This is a genomic window from Humidesulfovibrio sp. (assembly GCF_030689645.1).
Taxonomy (GTDB): domain Bacteria; phylum Desulfobacterota; class Desulfovibrionia; order Desulfovibrionales; family Desulfovibrionaceae; genus Humidesulfovibrio.
Genome location: NZ_JAUYFU010000048.1, coordinates 187,745 through 211,112 on the forward strand (window position 1 = coordinate 187,745; position 23,368 = coordinate 211,112).

Annotated in this window: 27 protein-coding genes; 12 read left to right on the forward strand and 15 right to left on the reverse strand. The window is 59.3% G+C overall.

Features of this window, described 5'->3' with window-relative positions:
• The first annotated feature begins 129 nt into the window (after positions 1-129).
• The gene (locus tag Q8O35_RS07715) at positions 130-2,748 is read left to right on the forward strand and encodes a bacteriohemerythrin (RefSeq protein ID WP_305572060.1); all 2,619 of its coding nucleotides are present in this window, start codon (positions 130-132) and stop codon (positions 2,746-2,748) included.
• Positions 2,749-3,126: 378 nt separating this feature from the next.
• Positions 3,127-5,307 (forward strand): glutamine synthetase III, encoded by a 2,181-nt coding sequence (locus tag Q8O35_RS07720; protein WP_305572061.1) that lies wholly within the window; start codon positions 3,127-3,129, stop codon positions 5,305-5,307.
• A gap of 106 nt (positions 5,308-5,413) precedes the next feature.
• On the opposite strand, the gene Q8O35_RS07725 is transcribed toward Q8O35_RS07720, so the two are convergent.
• From Q8O35_RS07725 to Q8O35_RS07780, 12 genes are all read right to left on the reverse strand, one after another.
• On the reverse strand, positions 5,414-6,130 hold the full coding sequence (locus Q8O35_RS07725) for a M15 family metallopeptidase (RefSeq protein ID WP_305572062.1): 717 nt from the start codon (positions 6,128-6,130) through the stop codon (positions 5,414-5,416).
• Positions 6,131-6,148: 18 nt separating this feature from the next.
• Positions 6,149-6,541 carry a MucR family transcriptional regulator gene (locus tag Q8O35_RS07730; protein WP_305572063.1) on the reverse strand — a complete coding sequence of 131 codons (393 nt, stop codon included), beginning with the start codon at positions 6,539-6,541 and terminating at the stop codon, positions 6,149-6,151.
• A 248-nt stretch (positions 6,542-6,789) separates the two neighbouring features.
• Positions 6,790-7,779 carry a ketol-acid reductoisomerase gene (ilvC, locus tag Q8O35_RS07735; protein ID WP_305572064.1) on the reverse strand — a complete coding sequence of 330 codons (990 nt, stop codon included), beginning with the start codon at positions 7,777-7,779 and terminating at the stop codon, positions 6,790-6,792.
• Between the two features lie 47 nt (positions 7,780-7,826).
• On the reverse strand, positions 7,827-8,312 hold the full coding sequence (gene ilvN / locus Q8O35_RS07740) for an acetolactate synthase small subunit (protein WP_305572065.1): 486 nt from the start codon (positions 8,310-8,312) through the stop codon (positions 7,827-7,829).
• 10 nt (positions 8,313-8,322) lie between these two features.
• Positions 8,323-10,017 (reverse strand): biosynthetic-type acetolactate synthase large subunit, encoded by a 1,695-nt coding sequence (ilvB, locus tag Q8O35_RS07745; protein ID WP_305572066.1) that lies wholly within the window; start codon positions 10,015-10,017, stop codon positions 8,323-8,325.
• A 4-nt stretch (positions 10,018-10,021) separates the two neighbouring features.
• On the reverse strand, positions 10,022-10,252 hold the full coding sequence (locus Q8O35_RS07750; protein ID WP_305572067.1) for a DUF465 domain-containing protein: 231 nt from the start codon (positions 10,250-10,252) through the stop codon (positions 10,022-10,024).
• Positions 10,215-10,541 (reverse strand): DUF167 domain-containing protein, encoded by a 327-nt coding sequence (locus Q8O35_RS07755; RefSeq protein ID WP_371133113.1) that lies wholly within the window; start codon positions 10,539-10,541, stop codon positions 10,215-10,217. The genes Q8O35_RS07750 and Q8O35_RS07755 overlap by 38 nt, the downstream gene beginning before the upstream one ends.
• Positions 10,542-10,601: 60 nt before the next feature.
• Complete coding sequence (locus Q8O35_RS07760) at positions 10,602-11,105, reverse strand: DivIVA domain-containing protein (protein WP_305572068.1); 504 nt, start codon at positions 11,103-11,105, stop codon at positions 10,602-10,604.
• A 4-nt stretch (positions 11,106-11,109) separates the two neighbouring features.
• Positions 11,110-11,445, reverse strand: coding sequence for a YggT family protein (locus Q8O35_RS07765; RefSeq protein ID WP_305572069.1), 336 nt, complete (start codon positions 11,443-11,445; stop codon positions 11,110-11,112).
• 88 nt (positions 11,446-11,533) lie between these two features.
• Positions 11,534-12,214: an HAD family hydrolase gene (locus Q8O35_RS07770; protein ID WP_305572070.1), complete on the reverse strand. Its 681-nt coding sequence runs from the start codon at positions 12,212-12,214 to the stop codon at positions 11,534-11,536.
• A 9-nt stretch (positions 12,215-12,223) separates the two neighbouring features.
• Complete coding sequence (locus Q8O35_RS07775; protein ID WP_305572071.1) at positions 12,224-13,054, reverse strand: hypothetical protein; 831 nt, start codon at positions 13,052-13,054, stop codon at positions 12,224-12,226.
• 15 nt (positions 13,055-13,069) lie between these two features.
• Entirely contained in the window at positions 13,070-13,456 is a 387-nt protein-coding gene (locus tag Q8O35_RS07780) for a hypothetical protein (RefSeq protein WP_305572072.1), read from the reverse strand.
• A 149-nt stretch (positions 13,457-13,605) separates the two neighbouring features.
• Here Q8O35_RS07780 and Q8O35_RS07785 point away from each other — a divergent pair, with 149 nt between their 5' ends.
• On the forward strand, positions 13,606-13,794 hold the full coding sequence (locus Q8O35_RS07785; RefSeq protein WP_305572073.1) for a twin-arginine translocase TatA/TatE family subunit: 189 nt from the start codon (positions 13,606-13,608) through the stop codon (positions 13,792-13,794).
• 30 nt (positions 13,795-13,824) lie between these two features.
• Here Q8O35_RS07785 and Q8O35_RS07790 read toward each other — a convergent pair whose 3' ends face one another.
• Complete coding sequence (locus Q8O35_RS07790; RefSeq protein ID WP_305572074.1) at positions 13,825-14,412, reverse strand: CDP-alcohol phosphatidyltransferase family protein; 588 nt, start codon at positions 14,410-14,412, stop codon at positions 13,825-13,827.
• Positions 14,409-15,554, reverse strand: a complete 1,146-nt coding sequence (locus tag Q8O35_RS07795) for a hypothetical protein (RefSeq protein ID WP_305572075.1) — start codon at positions 15,552-15,554, stop codon at positions 14,409-14,411. The genes Q8O35_RS07790 and Q8O35_RS07795 overlap by 4 nt, the downstream gene beginning before the upstream one ends.
• A gap of 146 nt (positions 15,555-15,700) precedes the next feature.
• Here Q8O35_RS07795 and Q8O35_RS07800 point away from each other — a divergent pair, with 146 nt between their 5' ends.
• Positions 15,701-16,192 carry a histidine phosphatase family protein gene (locus tag Q8O35_RS07800; protein ID WP_305572076.1) on the forward strand — a complete coding sequence of 164 codons (492 nt, stop codon included), beginning with the start codon at positions 15,701-15,703 and terminating at the stop codon, positions 16,190-16,192.
• An 18-nt stretch (positions 16,193-16,210) separates the two neighbouring features.
• Here the strand turns inward: Q8O35_RS07800 and Q8O35_RS07805 are convergent, their stop codons facing one another.
• Positions 16,211-17,437 carry a Xaa-Pro peptidase family protein gene (locus Q8O35_RS07805; RefSeq protein ID WP_305572077.1) on the reverse strand — a complete coding sequence of 409 codons (1,227 nt, stop codon included), beginning with the start codon at positions 17,435-17,437 and terminating at the stop codon, positions 16,211-16,213.
• Positions 17,438-17,566: 129 nt separating this feature from the next.
• Here Q8O35_RS07805 and Q8O35_RS07810 point away from each other — a divergent pair, with 129 nt between their 5' ends.
• The 8 genes from Q8O35_RS07810 (at position 17,567) to Q8O35_RS07845 (ending at position 23,359) form a co-directional block, all read left to right on the forward strand.
• On the forward strand, positions 17,567-17,995 hold the full coding sequence (locus tag Q8O35_RS07810; RefSeq protein ID WP_305572078.1) for a CoA-binding protein: 429 nt from the start codon (positions 17,567-17,569) through the stop codon (positions 17,993-17,995).
• The gene (locus Q8O35_RS07815) at positions 17,988-18,455 is read left to right on the forward strand and encodes a YkgJ family cysteine cluster protein (RefSeq protein ID WP_305572079.1); all 468 of its coding nucleotides are present in this window, start codon (positions 17,988-17,990) and stop codon (positions 18,453-18,455) included. The genes Q8O35_RS07810 and Q8O35_RS07815 overlap by 8 nt, the downstream gene beginning before the upstream one ends.
• Complete coding sequence (locus Q8O35_RS07820) at positions 18,452-19,276, forward strand: J domain-containing protein (RefSeq protein ID WP_305572080.1); 825 nt, start codon at positions 18,452-18,454, stop codon at positions 19,274-19,276. Before Q8O35_RS07815 ends, Q8O35_RS07820 begins: the two co-directional genes overlap by 4 nt.
• A gap of 96 nt (positions 19,277-19,372) precedes the next feature.
• Positions 19,373-20,014 carry an imidazole glycerol phosphate synthase subunit HisH gene (gene hisH / locus Q8O35_RS07825; RefSeq protein WP_305572081.1) on the forward strand — a complete coding sequence of 214 codons (642 nt, stop codon included), beginning with the start codon at positions 19,373-19,375 and terminating at the stop codon, positions 20,012-20,014.
• Positions 20,004-20,783: an imidazole glycerol phosphate synthase subunit HisF gene (gene hisF / locus Q8O35_RS07830; RefSeq protein ID WP_305572082.1), complete on the forward strand. Its 780-nt coding sequence runs from the start codon at positions 20,004-20,006 to the stop codon at positions 20,781-20,783. Before hisH ends, hisF begins: the two co-directional genes overlap by 11 nt.
• A 41-nt stretch (positions 20,784-20,824) precedes the next feature.
• Positions 20,825-21,967, forward strand: a complete 1,143-nt coding sequence (locus Q8O35_RS07835) for an 8-amino-7-oxononanoate synthase (protein WP_305572083.1) — start codon at positions 20,825-20,827, stop codon at positions 21,965-21,967.
• A complete protein-coding gene (locus Q8O35_RS07840) occupies positions 21,964-22,614 on the forward strand; it encodes an alpha/beta fold hydrolase (RefSeq protein WP_305572084.1) in 651 nt (216 codons plus the stop codon). Before Q8O35_RS07835 ends, Q8O35_RS07840 begins: the two co-directional genes overlap by 4 nt.
• The gene (locus tag Q8O35_RS07845; protein WP_305572085.1) at positions 22,601-23,359 is read left to right on the forward strand and encodes a methyltransferase domain-containing protein; all 759 of its coding nucleotides are present in this window, start codon (positions 22,601-22,603) and stop codon (positions 23,357-23,359) included. The genes Q8O35_RS07840 and Q8O35_RS07845 overlap by 14 nt, the downstream gene beginning before the upstream one ends.
• Positions 23,360-23,368 lie beyond the last annotated feature (9 nt).

Consider the following 23,368-nt stretch of genomic DNA (forward strand, 5'->3'; position numbering starts at 1 on the left):
GTTTGAAACGAACGGGCTTCCCCTTTGCTCATGAATACTAAATCCAGGGCCGCACCTTTCTGCCCACCAAAATCCTAATATGGGCTTCCTTCCCCTGCCCAAGAAAACGCTCACAAACCTGGTGGAAGAATGTTAGAAATTACCAAGATCGAAGTCGCGGAAGGCATTTTTTACATCACAATTCCCGACGCAGATGTGAACATTCTTTGCGGTTGCCCAGCGGACAGCGTCAAGCACTTAATGAAGCGCGGCCTCATCCAGACCAAGGAAGTCAGCGGGATCAGCTTCGAAACTGGGCCAAACGCCATCCTGCTCTCGGACGTGCTTATCCAAAACGGCCGTTTCACCAACCTTTCCGAATTCCCCATCCTCCAGATGTTTTATCGCCAAGGACGCATCATTCCTGGGCACCCCAACAACACTGGGACAAAGCCCTTGCTTATCGGCTCGCGCAGGCAAGTCGAGGCCCAGATGGAGTATATCTACCGGGGCAACTACGGTCTTGTGAGCCAGGAAGAGATAATGCAGACCGGGATACCGGCCGACATGGCGAAAGCCATGATGCGCCTTAAGCTCAAATTCGCCTTTGGCAAAATTCGTCGCATGGATGAATATCTCGACCTCGTGGTGTTGGAGAATGAGCCGCAGGAAATCCGCAACCGGGTTTTTGTGAAACGCTTGAAGCCAAACATTTTCGAGATTTCCTACGGCAACGAATCCGTCCGGGTCGACTTGAACTCACCAGCGCCGCACTCGCACCCCCTGCCGTCCTATGTGCTCGGCTTTCATCAGATCAAGCGTGACTACTTTGCCGTGCTGCACTCCGGCGAGGGCGACGGTTGGGATATAAACCGTCCGGCCATGGCCAGCATTCTTATGTTTCAGGGCAAGGTGTACCTCATCGACGCCGGACCAAACATCATGCACACGCTGAATGCCCTTGGCCTCAGCGTTAACGAGATCGCAGGCATTTTTCACACGCACGCCCACGACGACCACTTCTGCGGCCTGCCGGACATTATGCGCGCCGACCACCGCATCCCATACTACGCCACCCCCTTGGTGCGGGCCTCGGTGATGAAGAAGCTCGCGGCCCTGTCCATGATTGATGAGGACGAATTCCAGCACTATTTCGAATTCCACGACCTCATCATGGGGGAATGGAATGATGTGGACACTCTGGAAGTCATGCCCGTGTTCTCACCGCACCCTGTTGAGACCACTGTGATGATGTTCCGCACCCTTGACCGCTCCGGGTACCGCACCTACGCCCACTTTGCAGACATCGCGAGCCTTAAGCTCCTGCGCGGTATGATCACCGAGGATGCGGATGAGCCAGGCATCTCCCAAGAATTGTATGACTGCGTTGCGCAGAGTTACCTGACCCCAGTGAATCTGAAGAAGCTCGACATCGGTGGAGGCATGATTCACGGCGATGCCGAAGACTTTGCTGAGGACAAGAGCGATAAGATCGTGCTGGCGCATACTGCCCTGCCGCTTACAAACCGCCAGAAGGAGATAGGTTCTGGCGCCCCCTTCGGCACGGTGGACGTGCTGATCCCCTCCCACCAGGACTACGTGCGTTCCTACGCGTTCCACTTTCTGTCCAGCTATTTTCCCAACGTGCCCCGTTCACGGCTGCGCGTGCTGCTGAACAATCCCGTGGTCAAGTTCAACCCAGAGTCCATCATCCTCAAGGCAGGGCGACGGGCTGACTGCGTTTACCTCCTGCTCACGGGCCAGGTTGAAATGATTCAGACCAAAAACCGCGTATTCGGCACGTTATCTTCCGGGGCCATGCTGGGAGAAGTGACCGCTCTCACGGGGAAGCCCAGCGCAGAAACACACCGCGCGGCGAACTTCGTCCAGGCCCTGCGAATTCCAATGGACCTGTACACCGTGTTCGTAAAGAACAATGGTTTTTTTGAGCGTATGATCCGCCAAATGGACGTGCGCAGTTTCCTGTACACTAACCGCCTTTTTGGCGACGCCATGTCCTGCACGCGCCAGAACGCCATCGCTGCCGCAGTTTCGGTAAAACACTACCCGAAAGGCACCACCATCGAGCGCAGCATCTCTCCCAGACTGGGCCTCGTAAAGTCAGGCAGCGTGGACTTGCTCATCGGGGACCGCACAGTGGAACGCCTGAAAACAGGTGACTTTTTCTGCGAAAGCACAGTGCTCTTCGACATACCTTGCCTGTTCCGGGCCGCAACAACCCAAGACACCGAGCTTTACGACATCCCGGCGCAGGTGTTGTCTGAAGTGCCCATCATCCGCTGGAAGCTGCTTGAAGCGTATGAAACCCGCCTGGACAAGGCGATATCATTCGACAATATGTCCAATCCTCTTGCCTGGCAGGAAGAATACAGTACAGGCATCAGCGTAATGGACACGGATCACCAAGACCTTTTTCGCACAGCCCAAACCCTCTACCATGCACTGTTTGCGAAGAACACCATTGATGATAAAGCCGCATTGTTCAAACCACTGCTTCAGGTCACGAACAGACACTTCACGACGGAAGAAGAACTCATGCGCAAACACGCCTTCCCAGCCTTGGAGGCGCACAAGAAACACCACAGCCAGATCCTTAAAACAATCACTGATTATGCCGAGGGATTCGCAGAAGGCCGACATGCCACAAAGAAAGAAGTCACCATCTTCATTAAAAACTTTGTCATGACCCACATCCTGACAGAGGACCGCAAGCTTGGAACATATTTGACCGAAACAGGCATTTCCTAAACTGATCAAAAGCCAACAAGTCAAGCTGCCAGCCCTCGCCCTCTCCCTGCGTACAATTTTGTCATTCAAGCCTTCTGCGAATCACTGGCTTTTACAAAATAGTAACACCACAGCTTTCAACCTGCCCCAGAAACATGCCAACATGTTGACATAAAACAACTATCCACTTTGGCCCAATTCTTGATACTATGCGATCCAATCAGCGCACGCTGAAGGCCGATGGGGAGCCGGGCTCCCTCACAAGGCTTGCCACCACTTGATTGGCCTAGGCAGTTGGCATACGGTGGTCCGAGGTATGGCCCTTTCCTGAAATGATGGCCGCACTTCTTACATATTTGCCAAAAACCAAACGCCACTAAATCACAGGAGTCAGCCACCATGAGCGGAATCCAGGCACGTCTCAACGCCATTTCGGCAGTAATAAACTACAAACCGTCCCATGCTCCCCTGAACTTCCACGACACCAAACCCACAGACATTTTCGGCTGCAACGTCTTCAGCGAAAAGGTCATGAAGGACCGTCTGCCCAAGCCCGTATACAAGTCGGTCATCAAGACCATTGAGCTTGGCGAGAAGTTGGACGCAAGCATTGCCGATGTGGTTGCCAATACAATGAAGGACTGGGCCATCGAAAAGGGCGCCACCCACTTCACACACGTGTTTTTTCCGCTCACCGGCATGACTGCCGAAAAACACGACGCATTCCTGGTGCCAGACGGCAAAGGCGGTGCCATCGCCGAGTTCAGCGGCAAACTGCTGATCCAGGGAGAACCCGACGCCTCGAGCTTCCCCTCCGGCGGCCTGCGCTCCACCTTCGAAGCCCGCGGCTACACCGCCTGGGACGTCACCAGCCCGGCATATATTTTAGAAAATCCGAACGGGACTTTCCTGTGCATTCCCACCGCCTTCGTGTCCTGGTCTGGCGAGGCCCTGGACAAGAAGACTCCGCTCCTGCGCTCCAACCAGGCCCTTGCCAAGCAGGCCAAGCGCGTGCTCGATCTGTTTGGCGTAGACACCAAGCTTCCCGTGACCGCTTACGCTGGCCCCGAGCAGGAGTACTTCCTCATCGACCGCAACTTCGTGTTTTCGCGCCCAGACCTGCTTATCGCTGGTCGCAGCCTCTTCGGCGCCAAGCCCCCCAAGGGCCAGGAGTTCGAGGACCAATACTTCGGCGTGGTGCCCCGCCGCGTGCTCTCCTTCATGATGGAGGTTGAGCGCGAACTGTTCAAGCTGGGCGTTCCCGTGAAGACCCGCCACAATGAGGTTGCCCCCAGCCAGTTTGAAATCGCCCCCATATATGAAGCTGGCAACCTTGCAACCGACCACAACCAGATGATCATGACCACCCTGCGCAGCGTGGCCAAGCGCTATGGCATGGTGTGTCTGCTGCACGAAAAGCCCTTTGCCGGCATTAACGGTTCTGGCAAGCACCTCAACTACTCTGTTGGCAACGCCGAACTTGGCAGCTTGTTTGATCCGGGTGACACCCCGCACGACAACGCAATGTTTCTGGTGTTTTGCGCCGCTGCCATCCGCGGACTTCACAAATATGGCGCGATTCTGCGCGCCACAGTCGCCACCGCCTCCAACGACCACCGTCTGGGCGCCAATGAGGCCCCTCCAGCCATCATGTCCATGTACCTTGGCGAACAGCTGGCCGATGTGTTCGACCAGATCAAGAAGGGCAAGCTCAAGAACTCCAAGAGCAAGGGAGTCATGAGCATCGGCGTTGACACATTGCCTCCGCTGCCCATGGATCCGGGCGACCGTAACCGCACCAGCCCCTTTGCCTTCACCGGAAATCGCTTCGAGTTTCGCGCGGTCGGTTCCTCACAGTCCATCGCTGGCTCACAGGTGGCCATCAACGCCATAATGTCAGAATCCCTGGACTACATCGCCACCGAGCTGGAGAAAGCCACCAAGGGCGACCCCGGCAAGCTCAACGCCGCTGTCCAGACCCTGCTCCAAAAGATCGTGAAAGAGCACGACGCGGTGGTGTTCAACGGCGACGGCTACTCCGAAGCCTGGCACAAGGAAGCTGCAAGGCGCGGTCTCCCCAACCTGAAGACAACCCCCGAGGCCCTGCCTGTGCTGGGTTCCAAGGAATGCATTGAGCTGTTCACCAAGTACGGAATCCTTACGGAGCCCGAACTGAAAAGCCGCGTCGAGATCTACCTGGAGCAGTACTCCAAGACCGTCAAGACTGAGGCTAACCTCGTGGTACGCATGGCCACCACCATCATCTTCCCCGCCGCCATGCGCTACCAGAGCGAACTGGCTTCCGCCTGCGCCAACCTCAAAGCCATCGGCCACGATTACAAGATGGGGACCCTGGACGACGTCACCGCCAAACTGCGCGGCATGCAGGAAGCCGTCGCCAAGCTTGAAGCACTCATGGAACACGAGGCCAAAGACGCCCATGCCGAGGCCAAGCATCTTTGTGACATGGTCCTGCCTGCCATGGGCGAGGTCCGCGTTTACGCCGATGCTCTGGAGTCCGTTGTGGCCGATGACCTGTGGGCCCTGCCGAGCTACCAGGAAATGTTGTTCATCCGCTAGCAATTCGGACCAGCATGACAAAATCAAGGCCGCCCTTTGGGGCGGCCTTTTTCATGCGCTGTCAGGCTGACAGCAGCAAAACAAAAGAAATGCGTGAAAAGGAAAATCAAGGAGCGTCAGGCAGGGGCAAATCCAAGGGTTCATAGCTTTGCCAGCCTGGACCATCGAAATGCCACCATTCGGTCGCCAATGGCTCGAAGCCCTGAGAGCTCATGGCTTTTTCCAGTGTCAGGCTGTTCGCTCGGGCCTCAGTGCTGGCTGCACGGCTGTCCCGATGAGCCTTTTCAGAGAAATCGTCATACCCTGTGGGCATTGCCAATTCGCTTCCATGCCTATCGACCAGAGTCACGTCAACGGCGGCGCCCCTATTGTGACGGGAACTTTTCACGATCACGCCATCAACGCGCACGGGTTCAAGCACATAGCGCTCGTCGGGCATGATGCGCCAGAACTGCTCCTGGACCGAGAATGGGCGATAACAATCAAAGATCTTAAGCCCGAGCCCCTGACTGCGGAGTTGCTCCTGGACCTTGAGCAACCTTCTGGCGATGTCGGCGCGAAGGTAGCAACGGGCGGAAGGATAGACCCTTTGACCAGTGAAATTGTTGCCCGTAGCGTAACGAATATCGAGGGCAAGACTGTTGTCCACCTTTGCCGGCTCCACAAGCCCCGATTCCTTCAGGTCCAGGTCGGCGCGCTCGGCTGCAATCCCAACTGAATGGGGCGCCAAAAAAGCAAATGCAAAACAAAAGACCAGAATCTGAAAAGGCTTGGCGAGGAGGAGGACGACAGGACGCTGGCTTGTTGCGTTACGCACGCTCATGGTGTCCAGCCTTTTAAGCTATTTCTTGCCGCGTTTCTTCCAGAGCTCCATCTCCTTCATCTTCTTCCGACGCTCACGCTGCAAGGATTTGCAGACAAGCGGCATGCCCTTCTTGTAGCCAAACTTTTCGCGGTATTCGATTGGGGTAAGGCCATGAGAGGAAAGATGCTTCTTGGTGATGATCTTAAAAGCTTTGCCGCACACACAACAAGTGATGGTCTTTTCGCGGACGCACTTGGACGGATCACAAGAAGCTTCTTCGTCAACGGACGGCACAGGAGCTTCTCCGGAAATAGCCTGAATGCCGCGAACCAGCTTTTTGACCATGGAGAGGATGTCTTCCTCAGTCATAGTCCGCACGCTGGCCTGCGCCTTGACGATTTCAAGAGCTTCCTTCAAATAGTCATCCATCAGATTCCCCCTTTACTTTGATGTATCATCCATTTACTGGCTACACCTGCAAAAAACTACTAGATTCACTGAGAGTATATCTAACACCAGCCTACCGGTGCGTCAACATGTGAAGAAGGTTTGTCATCATCCCATCCCCTATGCCCAGCAACTAGAGTGATGAAAACTTCGGCACCATCCTGTTTCAAGCACAAAAAAAGACGGGACCGCCTGTTGGCGATCCCGTCTGCAATGCAATTGATGAGACGTTACTTCTTCAGCCAGCTCATCATGGAGCGCAGCTTGCCCCCCACAACCTCAATTGCGTGCTCGGAGGCGATGCGGCGCTTGGCATGCAGCACTGGCTGACCAGCCTGGTTCTCAAGAATGAACTCACGAGCGAATTCGCCATTTTGAATCTCAGTCAAAATCTTCTTCATTTCCTTCTTGGTCTCCTCGGTGATAACCCGGGGGCCGCGGGAGAAGTCGCCATACTCAGCCGTATCGCTGATGGAGTGGCGCATCTTGGCCATGCCGCCTTCGTACATCAAGTCCACGATGAGCTTCATCTCATGCAGGCATTCGAAGTAGGCCATTTCCGGCTGATACCCGGCCTCGACCAGGGTCTCAAAACCAGCCTGGATAAGGGCGGTGCAACCACCACAAAGCACAGCCTGCTCGCCGAAGAGGTCCGTCTCGGTCTCCTCGCGGAAGTTGGTCTCAATGACGCCGGAACGGGTGGATCCAATGCCTTTGGCATAGGCCAAGGCAACATTCAAAGCGTTGCCCGTGGCGTTCTGATGCACAGCGACCAAGGCCGGAACGGCGCCGCCTTCGGTGTAAGTGCGGCGAACCATATGGCCGGGGCCCTTGGGAGCGATCATGATGACGTCGACGTCGACGGGCGGCTTGATCTGCCCGTAGTGGATGTTGAAGCCATGGCCAAAGGCCAGAGCCTTCCCAGCGGTAAGGCAATCCTTGACCTCGGTGTCATAGATGATCTTCTGATACTGGTCCTGGGCAAGAATCATGATGAGGTCGGCTTTTTCTGCGGCCTCGCGCGCGCTCACTGGCTCGAAGCCATGCTCCTGAGCAAGCTTGTAGTTGGCGCCGCCAGGGCGCTGTCCCACGATGACGTTGATGCCGGTATCCCTGAGGTTCTGGGCATGAGCGTGGCCCTGGCTGCCGTAACCGATAACAGCCACGGTCTTGTTCTTCAAAAGGCCCAGGTCCGCATCATTTTCATAATAGACTTTCATGATCTCTCCCTTTTTTCATTCGTCGGGCACCCCCGGCGTTGTTCACTTTACGAATTCTGAACCGAACGCTTCATGGCCACCATGCCCGAGCGCGATATCTCTTTGACGCCAAAACGGGTCAACAGACTCAAAATGGCGGCGATCTTGTCGTAATTGCCGGTGGCTTCGATGGTAATCTCATCAATGCTCACATCAACCACCTTGCAGCGGAAGATGTCCACAGTGCGCAGGATCTCTGCACGATTGGCGTCGTTGGCATTGATCTTCATGAGCACCATCTCGCGCAGCACGCTCTTGAGTTCCGTCAGATCCACCACTTTGATGACAGTGATGAGCTTGCGAAGCTGCTTAACGATCTGCTCGATAATCTGCTCGTCGCCCTCGGTGGTGATGGTCATGACTGAGATACCTGGGTCAAGGGTGGGACCAACGTTCAGCGACTCAATGTTGAAGCCGCGTCCGCTGAACAGCCCGGCCACGCGCGAAAGCACGCCAGGCTCGTTCTCGACGGTTACTGATAAGGTATGACGCATGGCTGGCCTCCTACACGAGCAGCATGTCGGTGAGGGAGGCCCCTGCCGGGACCATTGGGTACACGTTCTCCTCCTTCTCCACGCGCACGTCCACAATGACCGTGCCTGGCGTGTCGAGGGCCTGCCTCAGAACGCGCTCTACGTCCTCAACCTGAGTGATGCGGAACCCTGTGGCTCCATATGCTTCAGCCAACTTAACAAAGTCCGGCTGGGCGTCCATACAGGTCTCACAGTAGTTCTTCTTGTAGAAGAGTTCCTGCCACTGCCGCACCATTCCCAGGAATCCGTTGTTCAGGATGACGATTTTTACGCCAAGGTTGTTGCAAACGCTGGTGGCAAGCTCCTGGATGTTCATCTGGATGGAGCCGTCGCCCGCAATGTCGATGACCATTTTGTCCGGGCAGGCAAATTGCGCGCCTATGGCAGCCGGAAATCCGTAGCCCATAGTGCCGAGCCCGCCGGAGGACAAAAAAGTATTCGGTTTATTGAAAGTATAAAACTGAGCCGCCCACATCTGGTTCTGGCCCACCTCGGTGCAGATGATGGCGTCGCCCTTGGTGATCTCGTGGAGCTTCTCCACCACGTACTGGGGCTTGATGGTGGTGGCGCTCGGCTTGTAGGTCAGCGGATGCTCCTTGGCCCACACGCCCACCTTGGTGATCCAAGGCATGTGCCCGCCCTCAAAGTCGTAGTCGGCCAGGCTGGGCTCAAGCTCTTCCTTCAAGGCCTCCAGAGCCAAGCGGCAGTCGGAGACGATTGGTACGTGAACACTCACGTTCTTTTGAATGCTCGTGGGATCGATGTCGATGTGGACAAGGGTCGCTTTAGGCGCAAAGGTGCTCACTTTGCCGGTGACGCGATCATCAAAGCGCGCGCCAATGGCCAGCACAAGGTCTGCATTGTTGATGCCCATGTTTGCTGCGTAGGTGCCATGCATGCCCAGCATACCAAGCCAAAGGCGCTTGTTGTCGCCAGGGAAGCAGCCGAGGCCCATAAGGGTGGCGGTTACTGGAATGTGCAGGTTCTCGGCCAGCCAGGTAAGGGCCTCATGGGCGTGGCTTGAGATGACGCCGCCGCCGGCGTAAATGATGGGGCGCTCGGATTCGCGGATGAGCTGCGCCACCTTGCGGATCTGACCAGCGTGAGGCTTGTAGTTGGGGTTGTAGCTGCGCATGTTGACATCAGCTGGCCACACAAATTTCGTGCGGGTCTGCATGATGTCTTTGGGAAGATCCACCAGCACCGGACCGGGGCGACCCGACCGGGCAAGGAAGAACGCCTGGCGAATAACATGTGCCAGGTCGTTCACGTCCTTCACAAGGTAGTTGTGCTTGGTGCAGGGACGGGTGATGCCGACGATGTCCACTTCCTGGAATGCATCGTTGCCGATGAGCGGCGTCGGCACCTGGCCGGTCAGTATCACCACCGGAATGGAGTCCATGTAGGCGGTGGCGATGCCGGTGACGGTGTTGGTGGCGCCAGGGCCGGAGGTCACCAGACAGACGCCGACCTTGCCCGAAGCTCGGGCATAGCCGTCGGCCGCATGGATGGCCCCCTGCTCATGGCGCACCAACACGTGTTTGAAGGATGCGTTGGGCAGTTCGTTGTAGATGTCAATGACGGCTCCGCCAGGGAACCCGAATACAACCTCCACTCCTTCGCGCTTCAAACACTCAAGCAGGATTTGAGCTCCAGTGAGCTCCATAAACTTACGCCTCCTGGTGACGATACTTATCCAACAAGGCTTGCAGTTTCGTCTTTCCGGCAAGCTTCTTCTTCTTAAGCTCCTTGATCTCCTGTTCGACGACAGGGCTTAGGAAAGGCTTGCCTTCTAGCTTTACGATCATCTTTTCGTAGTCCTGATGCTGCTGCCACAGGGCCCGCAGTTCAGAATCCTGAATTTCAAACTTTTCGATGAGGGCGCGATCCATTGCTTCCATGTGTGGCTCCTTCAGTTGGAGGTTGCCCGCCAGCCTGGTCCGCTTCCTGGACCTGAGGCCAGATCGGCTCTTTCTGAGCAAGGACTCGAAGTGTCTTCCTGCGGGACGTGTGCCCTGCCTCAAGGCTCACCTGGCTTCGCTTAAGCCCCAAAAGGGCCGCCACATACTCCACCAATGCGGTGTTGGCCTTGTTGTCCACGGCGGGGGCGCTCAGACGGATCTTCAGGCAGTTCTGGTGCAATCCGGCAAGCTCGTTGCGCTTGGCCCCTGGCTGCACCCAGACCTGCATCCGCCAATCCCCGCTGCCCGCCACGCGGACATAATCAGGGGGCGCCTGTCCCACTCAATTTCACTCCGCTTTCCGCAAATACTTCAACTTCGATTCCAAGGACTCCAGCCGAGTCTCGGCGGGATCCTCAGAGTCAATGATGCGCAAATGCGTTTCCAAAAGCCCGCGCAGCTGGATCTCGAACTGGCTGCGCTGGCGTTTCAAATTCTCAATATCTTCGTAGAGTTGAGCAAGCCGATTGTGGCCCTGCTGGACCATGCCCTCGGCCTTAGACCTGGCTTCGTCCAAAATGAGCTGCGCCTCGCGCTGGGCGCCGCCCTTGATGTCGTCCACCATCTTCTGCGTGCTCATGAGGGTGTCGCGCAAAGTTTCGTCGCGCTGGCGGAACTCCTCCACAGAGGATTCCATGCGCTTGACCTTCTTGAGGAGATTCTTGCGCTCCTCGGCCACGGCCCCCAGCATCTCGGCCACCTCGGCCATAAGCTGATCGACTTCCTCCGGGGCGTAGCCCCAGACCTTCTTGGCGAACTTGCGGTTCAGGAGGTCGATTTTGGAGATGGTCACGCCCCTACCCCACCAGGATGGAAGACAAAGCGCCCATCATGCGGGCGCTCATGGCCATGTCAATGACCAGTCGGTCCAGAAGAGCGCTCAAGATCTGCACCGCCGCGATGATCAAAATCGGCGACAGGTCGAAACCGCCAACGACAACGAAGGGCAGCCAACGGCGAATGCGGGCGTACAGCGGCTCCGTAGCGTTGCGCAAAAAGCGCACTATTGGATTGTAAGGATCTGGATTAACCCAGGAAAGAAGGGCGGAAACAATGACCACCCACATATACAGCGTGAGCAGCGTGGAAGCCAGCTGCACAATCTTCACCAGAACGATCATGAGATATGACATCAAACCTCCACAGGACAGGGCGTCGAGTAAAGCCGGGCACCCTGCATGTGCCTCTCTTGTGGCATACCAAATGCGAAGAATCAAGCCCCTATGGCTTGGATGAAAGTTCCGGCCAGGCCCGCTTCAAGGCGGAAAGCAGCATCGGAAAGTCCGGCACCAAAAGATCGCTTGCAAGATCTGGATTTTTGAAGGCCCAGAAGTCCACGCCAGCGTTCTTAGCGGTCTCCTCATCCACGCTGGAGTCGCCCAAAAAGACGACATCCGCCGCCCTAAGCCCCCAGGCTTCAAGAATCTGCCGCACCCCATCCGGGTTGGGCTTGGGCGCGGCAGTGTTGACGACAGTCATGACAGGATCGAAATACCCTTCAAGATCCACCGCTTTGAACACCAGATGCACGGTGTCCATGCGGTTGGTGTCCACGCCAAGCAGAAATCCGCCAGCCTTGAGCCATCCCAAAAGCTTGCGGATGCCCGGTTCGCGAGAGAGGAAAGGCAGCATGTCGCGGTAGTCGATCTGCGAGCGATAGGCCAGGGCCTCTTCATAATGCACCGCCGGCACGATGCGCCTGAGGGAGTCGTAAACGTTCTGAATGTGCGTGTAGCGCTCATCCTCCGGGCTCATGGGCGGCAGACCGAAACGCGTCCGGTACCTGTTGTAGTAAACCACGTTGGCCTGCAGGGAGTCGATGAGCACACCGTCGCAGTCAAAGATGAAGCCTTTGTAGCGGCGCAGGACCGAAACATCAAAACCGGCGTCGAGCAAGGACATGCGGGGCCCCTACTCGTTTCCGACTGGCTGCGCGAACACACCCACAGTCAGCATGGCGTCCAGCCAGGGCTTGGCGTCCGGCAGGCGATCAAGCCCCATGAGCCGCCAAGCCTGCGCGCGAAACACGCGCGCCGCGCCGGGCACCTCGTCGAGGGAAGCCTCGGGAACACCCGCTTCAGCCAAGTCAACGCCGATCTCCGCATCAGAGGTGCACAGGATCTGCCCCGGCATAAGAGCGGCATAGCTTTCAAGCAGCCTGCGCCAGGGCATGGCCAAGCTCGAGGTCTCGGGCCGCGCAAGCCCAGAAAGCTCACGACCCAGGGCCAAAGCCTCCTGGTCGGCTTCATCCTCCACGACCTCCGCGCCTGCGGCGACGCTCTGGTCCAGGCGATCCCAGGCCGACTTGAGCCTGTCCTCAACGCCGTGCAGGTCCAGAAGACGCTCCTCAAGACTCCAGGCCAGCAAAAGGAACATCTGGGCCTGGCGCCGAGCGGCGTCCAGGGCGTCTGCTCCGCAAGGGCTGGATATAACGCCCAGCACACTTTTCTCAACCTCCAACTGAACAGCCCTGCCGCTCTCGGACGAGAGGATTCCGGCCTGCTCGATCAGACTCTGAGCAAGGATATCGCGGGGGTGAGCCTGATTCTCTCCAAAGCGCAGCGTGTCGGCCAACAGCGCCTTTGCCGTGCGGTCATCAAACGGGGCGACCTCGGAACGCACATGCTCCAGGCTGGCTGCGGATCCAAGTCCGGGATCCAGAAAACGCACCCCCTCAGGCAGGGCTGCGCGGGCTGAAGCAGTAAGAAAATCAGGATGCATCTGCGGAAAATGAAGAAACATGTGTGAACTCCAGATTCAAGCTTTGGGGTGCAGGCGGTAGTTGGTGCAATGGCCAGCGCACGCTGGCAAGCGAAGCAGACAGATGTCCACCAAAAGATGGAGGCATTCGGGGAGGGTCTCCACCTGCGCCAGAGAAAAACCCGGGCAATCAATCGGCTCCTCGGCCAATCGCTCAAAGCGCAGGCGCCACAACCGCAAAAGCTCCGTTTCATTCAGGTCGAAACTCTCGGCCCGGCTTAGAAAGTCATCATACACGGCCTCCCAGCGGACCTGAACAGAGCAGCGCCAGGCCGTGTGAAACCCTGGGTTCAGCTGCTCCTCATAGAGACAACGGCCCAGGTGGTAGAAGCGGCAGCCAAAGGCAGGCAGGCGCACAACGCCTGAGTCTGAACCTTTAGGCATGCGATCCGCCCGCTTGGTATCGAATCATGAAGCCGCCTCCGGCTTTACAATTACGCTGCAGCGCAGGGGGTTGTAAAGCCGCGCCAAGGCTCAGGCCATTGACCTGCCCTTGGCCCAGACGTAAGGTGCCAAAACAGGAGGCTATACAAATGGGCGGACTTACAGGTGTTTTACTTATCATCATCGTGGTGCTCATAATCACGGGATTCAGCAAGCTGCCAGAACTTGGCTCTGGCCTAGGCCGCAGCATCAAGAACTTCAAGCGCAGCTTGAACGAACCAGACGAAATCGACGTGACGCCGGAGTCGGAACGCAAGAAAAACGAGCCCCGCGAATAACCTGCAACGCCTGCCGGTCGATGTCTGGCGTTATGGCCGGGAATGCCCGTTGTCGTTGTGGGGAAACATGCGCAGGCCGATCACCAGATAATACACTCCGCTCAAGGCTGTGAGGGCCGCAACAGTGTACACAAGCCACAAGCGGATGTCCGGGTGGAAGCTCTCCATGCTGTGCTCGACCATGATTAGCAGCACCAGCGATATCTGGGCCGTGGTGGCGCACTTGCTGATCCACACCGGACGGATGCCCCGCTTCACGTCCACCCCGGAATAGTGCAGAAGCGCCAGACCGCCAACGATGAACATGTCGCGGCTGACCACAAGAACCGTGAGCCAACCCGGAATCCAATCCTGTACGCCAAGACAGATGAAGCTCGTCACCAGCAATATCTTGTCGGCCAAGGGGTCGAGCATGGCGCCAAAGCTTGAGCGCTGCTTAAGTATGCGGGCCAGTGCGCCGTCCAGGGCATCTGTGAACCCGGCCACGGCGAAGAGCACCCAGGCGATGTCGAAGCGGCGATCCACAAAGGCCATGACAAAGCCCGGCGTAAGCATGATCCGCGTCACGGTGAGCATGTTCGGGATAGTCCAGTTGTTCTCGCGCAGAGGAGGCGTCATGGTGCGGACAACCCCGCCTTGCCGGACACGACGACCGGCTGGCTCGCAGAACCGGAAAGGTCTGCCTGGCTCACAAGACTGAGCTTGCGAGCGCTCAAGACCTCGCGCAAACGGGCGTCCAAGGCTTGCTGGCTGACGACGCGACAGGTGAACTGCGCATGGATGTCTGCACCAGCCAGTTCAATTATTTCCAGCTTAGCTTCCTGCACCGCCTCATCCCAGGCCATCGCGGCCAGGAGAAAATCCATTACGCCGTCCACGCTGGTGAAGCCGGCGAAGGTCAGGCGCTGCATGCCCGGCCCAGCCTGGCGCTGAGCATCAGCAAAATATTTGCCCCACACCTCGAACCACAGCCCCGGCAGATCGGCGGCGTCTGCCGCCAGAACCTTGCCGCCCTGCCGCAACACGGCCTTGTAGTAGCCCTGGGGCAGGCGCTCCAGGGTCACCTCGGGCGCTGTCGCGGAAGAGCCAAGCGACCCACGAGTTAAGCCCAGCAGAGGATTGGATGCCTCGAGACCCTTGGCGTCCTTTTCCGTCACCCCCGGACCAAGGCGCAGCACATACACGCCCGGATGCAGTCTCCCGGCGAAAAATCCCAGACGAACAAGGGTCTGTCGCAAATAGGCGCGGTTCACGTCCACATTGAGCTCAAGTTCAAGGGGCAGGCCCTGAGCCAGCGGCTTCACCGATGTGTTTTGATTCTGGTCGACGGAGGATTCCTCCAGAGACGGCTTGACCGCAGGAACTTCCTGATAAGCAAGGACGTAGTCCAGAGCGTGGGGAGCAAGATGAACGCGCAAGGCGGTCATGCGGTGCTCTGCAAAATTTCCGGACAGCAAGCGCCGGGCTTCTTTGCTCACGGCCTCAACAAGGGCGCGATCAAGAGCCTGCTGACGGGCCTGGACCTGCGGCAATCCAGCATCGGCGGCGGCGCTGACATGCACGGATTCGGCGCGCGCAAGCCCCGCCGAAAGAGTCAGCGCAGCCAAAACGGCCAGCACCAGCAGAGCATTGGACAAACAGCAGAAGACCTTGCCGCCAGCCTGAACGCGCCTGCGCGACACGGAGACAACCCTCTGCAGTTGCACCAATTCCTGCTTCCCTGCGGCCATGGCCGCCCGAGGTCCCATTGCTACGGTCATGACTGTGGCTCCTACACCACATCTCTAGCGGGCACAACGCCCCCGGAGAGCAATATACCATGCAGGATACTGAAAATTTCCGTGGTTGCGGTGCCGTGGTCGATGGGCTAGGGGTTGTAGATACTGCTCACCAACCTGGAGGAGCCATGAATCTGTATCTCATGCAGCACGGCGCATGCCTGCCCCAGGAAGTAAAGGCCAACCAACCGCTCACCCCAGTCGGGCACGACCAGATGGTCAGCGCCGCCAGGGCCATGCGCATAATGGGGCTATGGTTCGACGCGTTGCTGGCCAGCCCGTTTCATCCGGCCATGCAGACGGCGGGCATCGTGGCCGAAGGCATGGGCTACGCCCTGTCCAGCGTCACCAGTTTCGAAGCGCTGCGCGGAGGCACCAGCCTCAAGACCTGTCTGGAGCACCTGCGCGAGTGCGAACGGTTCCAGTCCGTGCTCATCTGCGGCGAACTGCCTCTGCTGGGCAGCTTGGCCTCGCACCTGCTCACCTCTGGTCCGAAGTTGAGCCTGGCCCTTGAAGGCGGCGCGCTGCTGGCCATCGGCGCGCCTCGCCTGGAGAGCCGCAACGGCACCTTGCGTTGGCTCCTGCAGTCCGGCCAACTGCAGATGATCGCCGCAGGCTAGCCCAGCTACCCAGCGCCCCTATCCCTCGACGCACAGCAGGTCGTAGGCCTGCCCGGTGATGCAGACCGCGCCCGCGTCTGTGACTTCAAAGGTGTTCTCCACACCGACCATGCCAAGGCCGGGAATGGCCTGCTTGGGCTCCAGCGCAAAGACCATGCCCCGCTCCACCGGGCGGTCGAAGCCCTTGGCTATGGCTGGCCAACCGTCGATGGCCAAGCCGATGCCGTGTCCCAGGAAGGGCACCTTGTTGGCCCCCAAGCCCATGAACCCATCGGCAAAGCCCGCCTTCTTGGCCCACACCAGGCAGTGCGCCCATATCTCGCTCACCAGCGCGCCAGGCTTGAGCTTCTCCGCCGCCCAGGCCTGCACGTCCACGCAGAAATCGTGGGCCGCCTGGACCTCGGCAGGGACGCTCCCGGATGCGCCTCCCCAATAGAGCTGGGTTTTGTCCGTATGGTAACCCTCCAACTGGAACCCGATGTCCAGCGCGAGGGGCTCGCCATTTTTCCAGACCTTGCCCGCATACCCCATCAGCGGCACCGCCGGATGTTCCCCGCGTACGCCCAAAGGGCCGTTGAAGCTGCTGGGATAAATCCCGGAATCGCCTGCGGATACGTGCCCCAGGAAACATTCTTCGCCATTGGCGCTCATGCGCAGAACCCCCTGATGTCCCAGCTCAAAAAACACGGCCCAGGCAGTGTGCGCAATCTCACGCTCGCTCATTCCAGGCCTAATGAGCTGAGGCAGCACGTCATACAGGGCCAGATGGTGCCGCTCGCCGCAAGTGCGCATGACATCCAACTCCCATTCGCTTTTAAGTGATTGGGCGATGGCCAGGACCGCATCGCCGGAAACGAAGCGATGGGCGGAAAGACGCGAACGCAGCATGTCGCCCAACTGCCAGGTGAGCCCGGACATGTCCACGGCGATGGTCTCGCTGAAGGGAACGCCAGCCTCGGCGGCAAGGTCAGGCAGGTCGGTGTAGGAACGATAGGTGGCCATGCGGGTGCTCGGGGCCTCCAGGGCTGCGCGGCCCTCGCCCTTGCGCAGCATGAGCAGGGGTTCGCCATGACGCGGGAGCCAAAGGCAGCCCATGCCCAAGGTGCCGCACAGGTAATAGATGGCCGGGCGCGCAAATACGAGCAGGCCACCCGCCTCAGGGGCGAACTCGGCCAAAAGGGCGCGGCAGCGGGAATGGCGGAGGGACAGCTCCTCGGCGGGGATGGTGGCCAGGGCTTCGAACATGGGGGGTGCTCCGGTGTCCGCTGGGTTGCGGGTCTAGGCAATTGCAACGGATTGCGCTACAGTTTTGAATCACGCAGCGATCAGACGCGCCGCAGTTTCCAGCGGCTGGCTGACACAACAAGGACAATCATGCTGTACAGCGACAAAGAGCTAGCCGCCCTTCTTGAGCAGGTCAAGACCATCGCCATTGTTGGCGCCAAGGATAAGCCCGGCCAGCCGGTTGACATGGTGGGACGCTATCTCATCAAAGCCGGGTTCACCATCATCCCCGTGCATCCCAAACGCACAAGCGTGTGGGGTATCCCAGCCTATCCCAGCCTGGCCGATGTGCCCAAGCCCATAGACCTCGTGAACCTGTTCCGAGCGGCCGAAGCCTGTCCGGCCCATGCCCAGGAAACATTGCTCCTGCCGAACCGCCCGCGCTGCTTCTGGATGCAGTCCGGCATCAACAGCGCCCAGGCCCGGCAGACTCTGGATGGCTGCGGCATTTTCGTGGTGGAGGACCGCTGCCTCATGGTGGAGCATGCGCGGCTGCTTAAGGGAGATGCGAATGCTTGAGGCAGCCTTTGACTGCAAACGCTGCGGCCACTGCTGCCAGGGTGAGGGCGGCATCGTGCTCACCGAGCATGACCGCGAACGACTTGCTGCGCATTTAGGCCTGTCCATTGAAGAAATGTTGGGGCAATTCACCGAAAGCGCCCGCGAGAAACTCCGCCTGCGTGTTGGGGATGACGGCTTCTGCGTGTTCTTCCGACAGGGCGAAGGCTGTGGAGTGCATCCCGGCAGGCCAGACATTTGCCGCGCCTGGCCGTATTTTCGCGGCAACCTGGTGGACTCCACCAGCTGGGAGATGATCCAGACCGACTGCCCCGGGGTAGACAACGCCGCCGGACACGAGGCCTTTGTCCAGGAAGGCGTCGACTATCTCCACGAGCACGGTCTGATCCATGAAGCAGGCCCGGACTCGCCTCACGCTCTTGTGCTCACCAAAACGCTGATGAACCGCAAAAGCAAATGAACATCCGGGACTGCCAGCGCATCCTCCAAGTCTCACCGAACGCGAACCTAGACGAGGTCAAGGCTGCGTTCCGCAAACTGGCGTTCAAGCTTCACCCGGACCTGAACCCGACCCCAAAGGCCGCCGAGCAGTTCCGCGAACTGAACGAAGCTTATATCCTGCTCACCCGCGCCCTGAAGGACGAACCTGTCGAGGCGACTGGCCAGGCGCGTTCCAAGGCTCAGGAGCCCACGGACGCAAAGACACGCAAAGCACAGGCTGGCAAGGCTTATGCTCGCGGCGCGGCGCAAGCTTCGCAGACCGCTGGAGCGAATGCATCATCAGGCGGTGGCTTCCACTTCCGGGAAGAAGAAGTCCTGCGCGACCTGCTCACCGACCCCTTTGCCCGGCAGGTTTTCGAGGACATATACAGCCAACTCAAACATGGGCACCCCAGACCCGGCCAAACGACGCACAAGGCTCCACTCTTTCAGCCCCCCCCACCGCAGCAGGAGGGCCCCACCACCAATCGCCGCAAGCTGGAAATCACCTGGGGCGACAAATCCCTGGGCCTTGATCTGAGCAAAGGACTGATTGGCGGCGTCAAATCCTGGCTCAGGGGTCAGTTGGATGACGAGCAGACCGTGAGCTACCCGGCCCACGCTGTTGGCCCAGGCAAGCTTCTGCGGCTGACTGTGAGTTCGCGCTTCGGCGATCCCAAGACCGTGGAGATCACCCTGCCGCCGGATTTCGTTGTGGGTCGCCCCATCCGCCTCAAAGGCCTTGGCCGCAAGCTCGGCCCCTTCACCGGGGATCTGTTCCTGAGGGTTCTGGCCAAATAGCGCAAATGGCGGCCTTGTGTTCCGTACGGAAATTGACTAGTCCGCTGGGAACCCTCTGCATCACAAACCTATGCCCCCCGCAGCAAGGAGCCAAGAATGCTCGCCATTCTCGACTATAAAGCAGGCAACCAGACAAGCGTGCGCCGCGCCCTGGACCACCTCGGCATCAAGAACCTGATCACCAATGATCCAGACGTTCTCGCCAAGGCCGACGGCATAATCTTTCCCGGCGTCGGAGCGGCAGGTCAAGCAATGGACGAGCTGACCTCCGGGGGCCTGGACGAGGTGCTCAAGGCCCTTATCTGGCAGGAGAAGCCCCTGCTCGGCATCTGCGTTGGCTGCCAAATCCTGCTCGACTATTGCGAGGAGAACGACACCCGCACCCTGGCCGTCATTCCCGGCGAATGCCGCCTTTTCAACCCCTCCTGGTCTGAGGAAGACGGCACCCCCATCCGCGTGCCGCACATGGGCTGGAACCGCGTGGTGCTGAAAAAGGACTGCGCGCTGTTCAAGGACATCCCGGCCGAAGCCGAATTCTACTTTGTGCACAGCTACCACCCCGCGCCCAAAGCTGAATTCATCATCGGCGAAACCAACTACGGTGAGCACTTCTGCTCCGTCCATGGCCGCACCGGCCTGTGGGCCGTGCAGTTCCACCCGGAAAAAAGCGGAACGCCAGGCCTGACTCTGCTCAAGAATTTCCACGAGTATTGCCTGGAGGCCCAGAATGCTCAGTAAGCGCATCATCCCTTGCCTTGACGTGCGCAACGGCAAGCTCACCAAAGGCGTAAAGTTCAAGGACAACGTCGACATAGGCGACCCTGTTGAGACTGCCAGGCACTATTACGAGCAGGGCGCTGACGAGATAGTGTTCTACGACATCACCGCCTCCTCCGAGGGCCGTGGCATCTTTCTCGACGTTGTCGAGCGCGTGGCCAGCCAGATTTTCATCCCCTTTTCCGTGGGCGGGGGCATCAACACAGTGGCCGACATGCGCGCCGTGCTGCTCGCCGGGGCCGAAAAGGTCTCGGTGAACTCCGGCGCGGTGAAGAATCCTGACATCATCAGCGAAGGCGCAGCCGCCTTTGGCGCTCAGTGCGTGGTGCTGGGCATGGACGTGAAGCGCGTGGACAAGAGCGAGGCCATCCCCTCCGGCTTCGAAGTGGTCATCCACGGCGGGCGCAAATTCACCGGCCTTGACGCCCTGGAATGGGCCAAGACCGGCGAGGCCCTTGGGGCTGGCGAAATCTGCCTCAATTCCATCGACGCCGACGGCACCAAGGACGGCTACGATCTTGAACTGACACGGCTGGTGTGCGAAAGCGTGCGTATCCCGGTCATCGCTTCGGGCGGCGCGGGGAACCCCCAGCACATGGCCGACGCCTTCACCAAGGGCAAAGCGTCAGCCGCGCTCATCGCCTCCATCGTGCACTATGGCGAGTACACAATCCGCCAGATCAAAGAGCAAATCGCTGATCAGGGCGTGCGCATGCGCATGGTCTGGTAAGCCAAAGAGCCCCCAACGCGGCCAAAAGGGCCGCATCCACCATGAACGAACTCCTGCGCCACTATGCCGACACACTGGAGTCCCTGAACGCCCAGGGTCTGCTGCGACTTCTGCCGTCTACGGAGCGCAAGGGGCTGCTGGACTTTTCCGGCAACGACTACATGGCGCTGGCCCGAAGGCCGGAACTCGTCGAGGCCGCCACCAAGGCCGGACACCTCTACGGCGCTGGCGCAACGGGCTCGCGCCTTCTTTCCGGCAACACCCCTGTCCACGAGGCCTTTGAGAGGCGCATCGCGACCGACAAAGGCACAGAAGCAGCGCTCATTTTCGCCTCCGGCTATCAGGCCAACGCCGCCTGCATCGCCGCCCTGCTGGACAAGAGCATCCTTGGTGCGGAACCTATAGTTTTTGCAGACAAACTCAATCACGCCAGCATGCACCTGGGCTGCGCACTGGCTGGTGTCCGGCAGACGCGCTACAGGCATCTGGACCTTGAACATCTTAAAGTTCTACTTGACAAACACGCCACAGAATCCCGGCCCAAGGTGATCCTGTCCGAGTCCGTATTCGGCATGGACGGCGACCAGGCTGACATTGCCGCGCTTCAAGATCTGGCCCTTAGCTTCGGTGCGCTCCTGTACATCGACGAGGCCCACGCCACCGGCGTTTTCGGCCCGCGCGGATACGGTCTGTGCGAGGCCGTGTCCCTCGCCCCATCAACCGTGGTCATGGGTACCATGAGTAAAGCTCTGGGCGTCAGCGGCGGATACGTGGCCTGTGCAGGCATCGTGCGCGACTACCTCATCAACAAGGCTGGCGGCTTCATATTTTCCACCGCGCCCTCGCCCCTCACTGTCGCCGCAGGGCTCAAGTCCTGGGAGCTGCTGCCCAGCCTGAACGCCGAGCGCGCCGCCCTGCTGGCCCGCGCCGAGACCCTGCGCAAGGGGCTGCGAGGACTAGGCCTCGACCACGGCGCATCCACAACACATATCGTGCCCGTGATTTTCGGCACCCCGGAACGCGCTCTTTCGGCCAGGGACGCCCTGGCTGCGCAAGGCATCACAACCTCCGCAGTGCGGCCTCCCACTGTGCCGCAGGGAACATCCCGCTTGCGCATCGGACTCTGCGCCACGCACACGGACCAGGACATCGAGCGCTTGCTGACAGCGCTGGGCTCCCTATGACCGGCCTGCTGTTCCTGCACGGCTGGGGCTTTGGCCCAGACGCCTGGACTGAATGGACCAGGGCCTTTCCAGACCGCCCCATCGCACTCCTGAACGCCGGTTACTACACCCCAGAGCGTATGACAGTGCCGCCCAACCCGGACGGCTGGGTAGGCATTGGCCACTCCCTCGGCTTTGCTAGGCTGCTGGCCATGGACGTTCCCTGGCGCGGGCTCATCGGCCTGGGCGCGTTCCTGCGCTTCTGCTCCGCAACTGGCCAGGATTCCGGCACGCCGCCGGAAACCCTCGACGCCATGATCACCCGGCTGGACGTTGATCCTGCGGACGTGCTGGCGCGCTTCCTGCGCCGCAGCGGCGTCAAAGGCTCGCGCCCGTCTTCATCCTCGACTGATGACTGTGAGTTGCTGCGCCGGGATCTGCTGACTCTGCGCCACCTCAACCTTTCCGCACCTCACGGTGCGCCGCCAATTTTTCTTCTGCACGCCGCCGACGACCGCATCGCCCCCCTGGCCCTTGCGCAAGAGGCTCATGCAAAGCTGAAGGACTCGCTGCTGCATGTGTTCGAATCAGGCGGCCACGCCCTGCCCTTCACTCGCACAGCAGATTGCCTTGCCCTTGTGCGGGAGTTCCTCCATGACGCGGCCTGATTCAAAAAGCAGCCGCAGCGAGCTGGTGGCCAAACGCTTCGGCGCACGGGCCGCGCAGTACGACGAGCACGCCCTGCTCCAGCGCGAGTCCGCCGCCCGGCTGGCAGCGTTCATAGGGGCACACGGTGGCCTGCCTGCCACTGGCCTGGTGGCCGAAATCGGTTGCGGCACCGGACTGCTCACGAGCCTGCTGTCGCCCAGCGCCGAGAGCTATCTGGCCACGGACATTGCGCCGGAGATGCTGGCGCGCTGCCGGGAGCGCCTGGGGCACCTGCCGCAACTGTCCTTTGACGTGCAGGACGGTGAACAGATCTGCTTCGCCTCTCCCCCGGCAGCCATCGTAACCAACCTAACGGCCCAATGGTTCCAGAATCCCGTCGCAGGACTTTGCCGACTGGCAGTAAAAACCAGACGCCTGGCCTTTGCTGTGCCGGTTTCCGGCAGTTTTCCTGAATGGCGCCAGGCCTTCCATGATTTGGGACGCGAGCCTGGGCTGCTGCCCCTTCCCGACGCCGGTGAGCTCACTAGCGCCCTGGCCGCCCTGCCGGGCAGAACTGGATTTTTCGAGACAGCTACCCACGTCATCCGCTACGAAAGCGCCCGCGCCTTTGCTGACAGCTTCCGGAACATCGGTGCGGACCAGCCGAGGCAAGGCTACAGGCCAGAGCCCATCCGTCCCGTGCTGGCGCGTTTCGCGGACGGCATGGACGCTACGGCTCACGTCCTCTACGGCTACGTCAGATAAGGAGAAGGG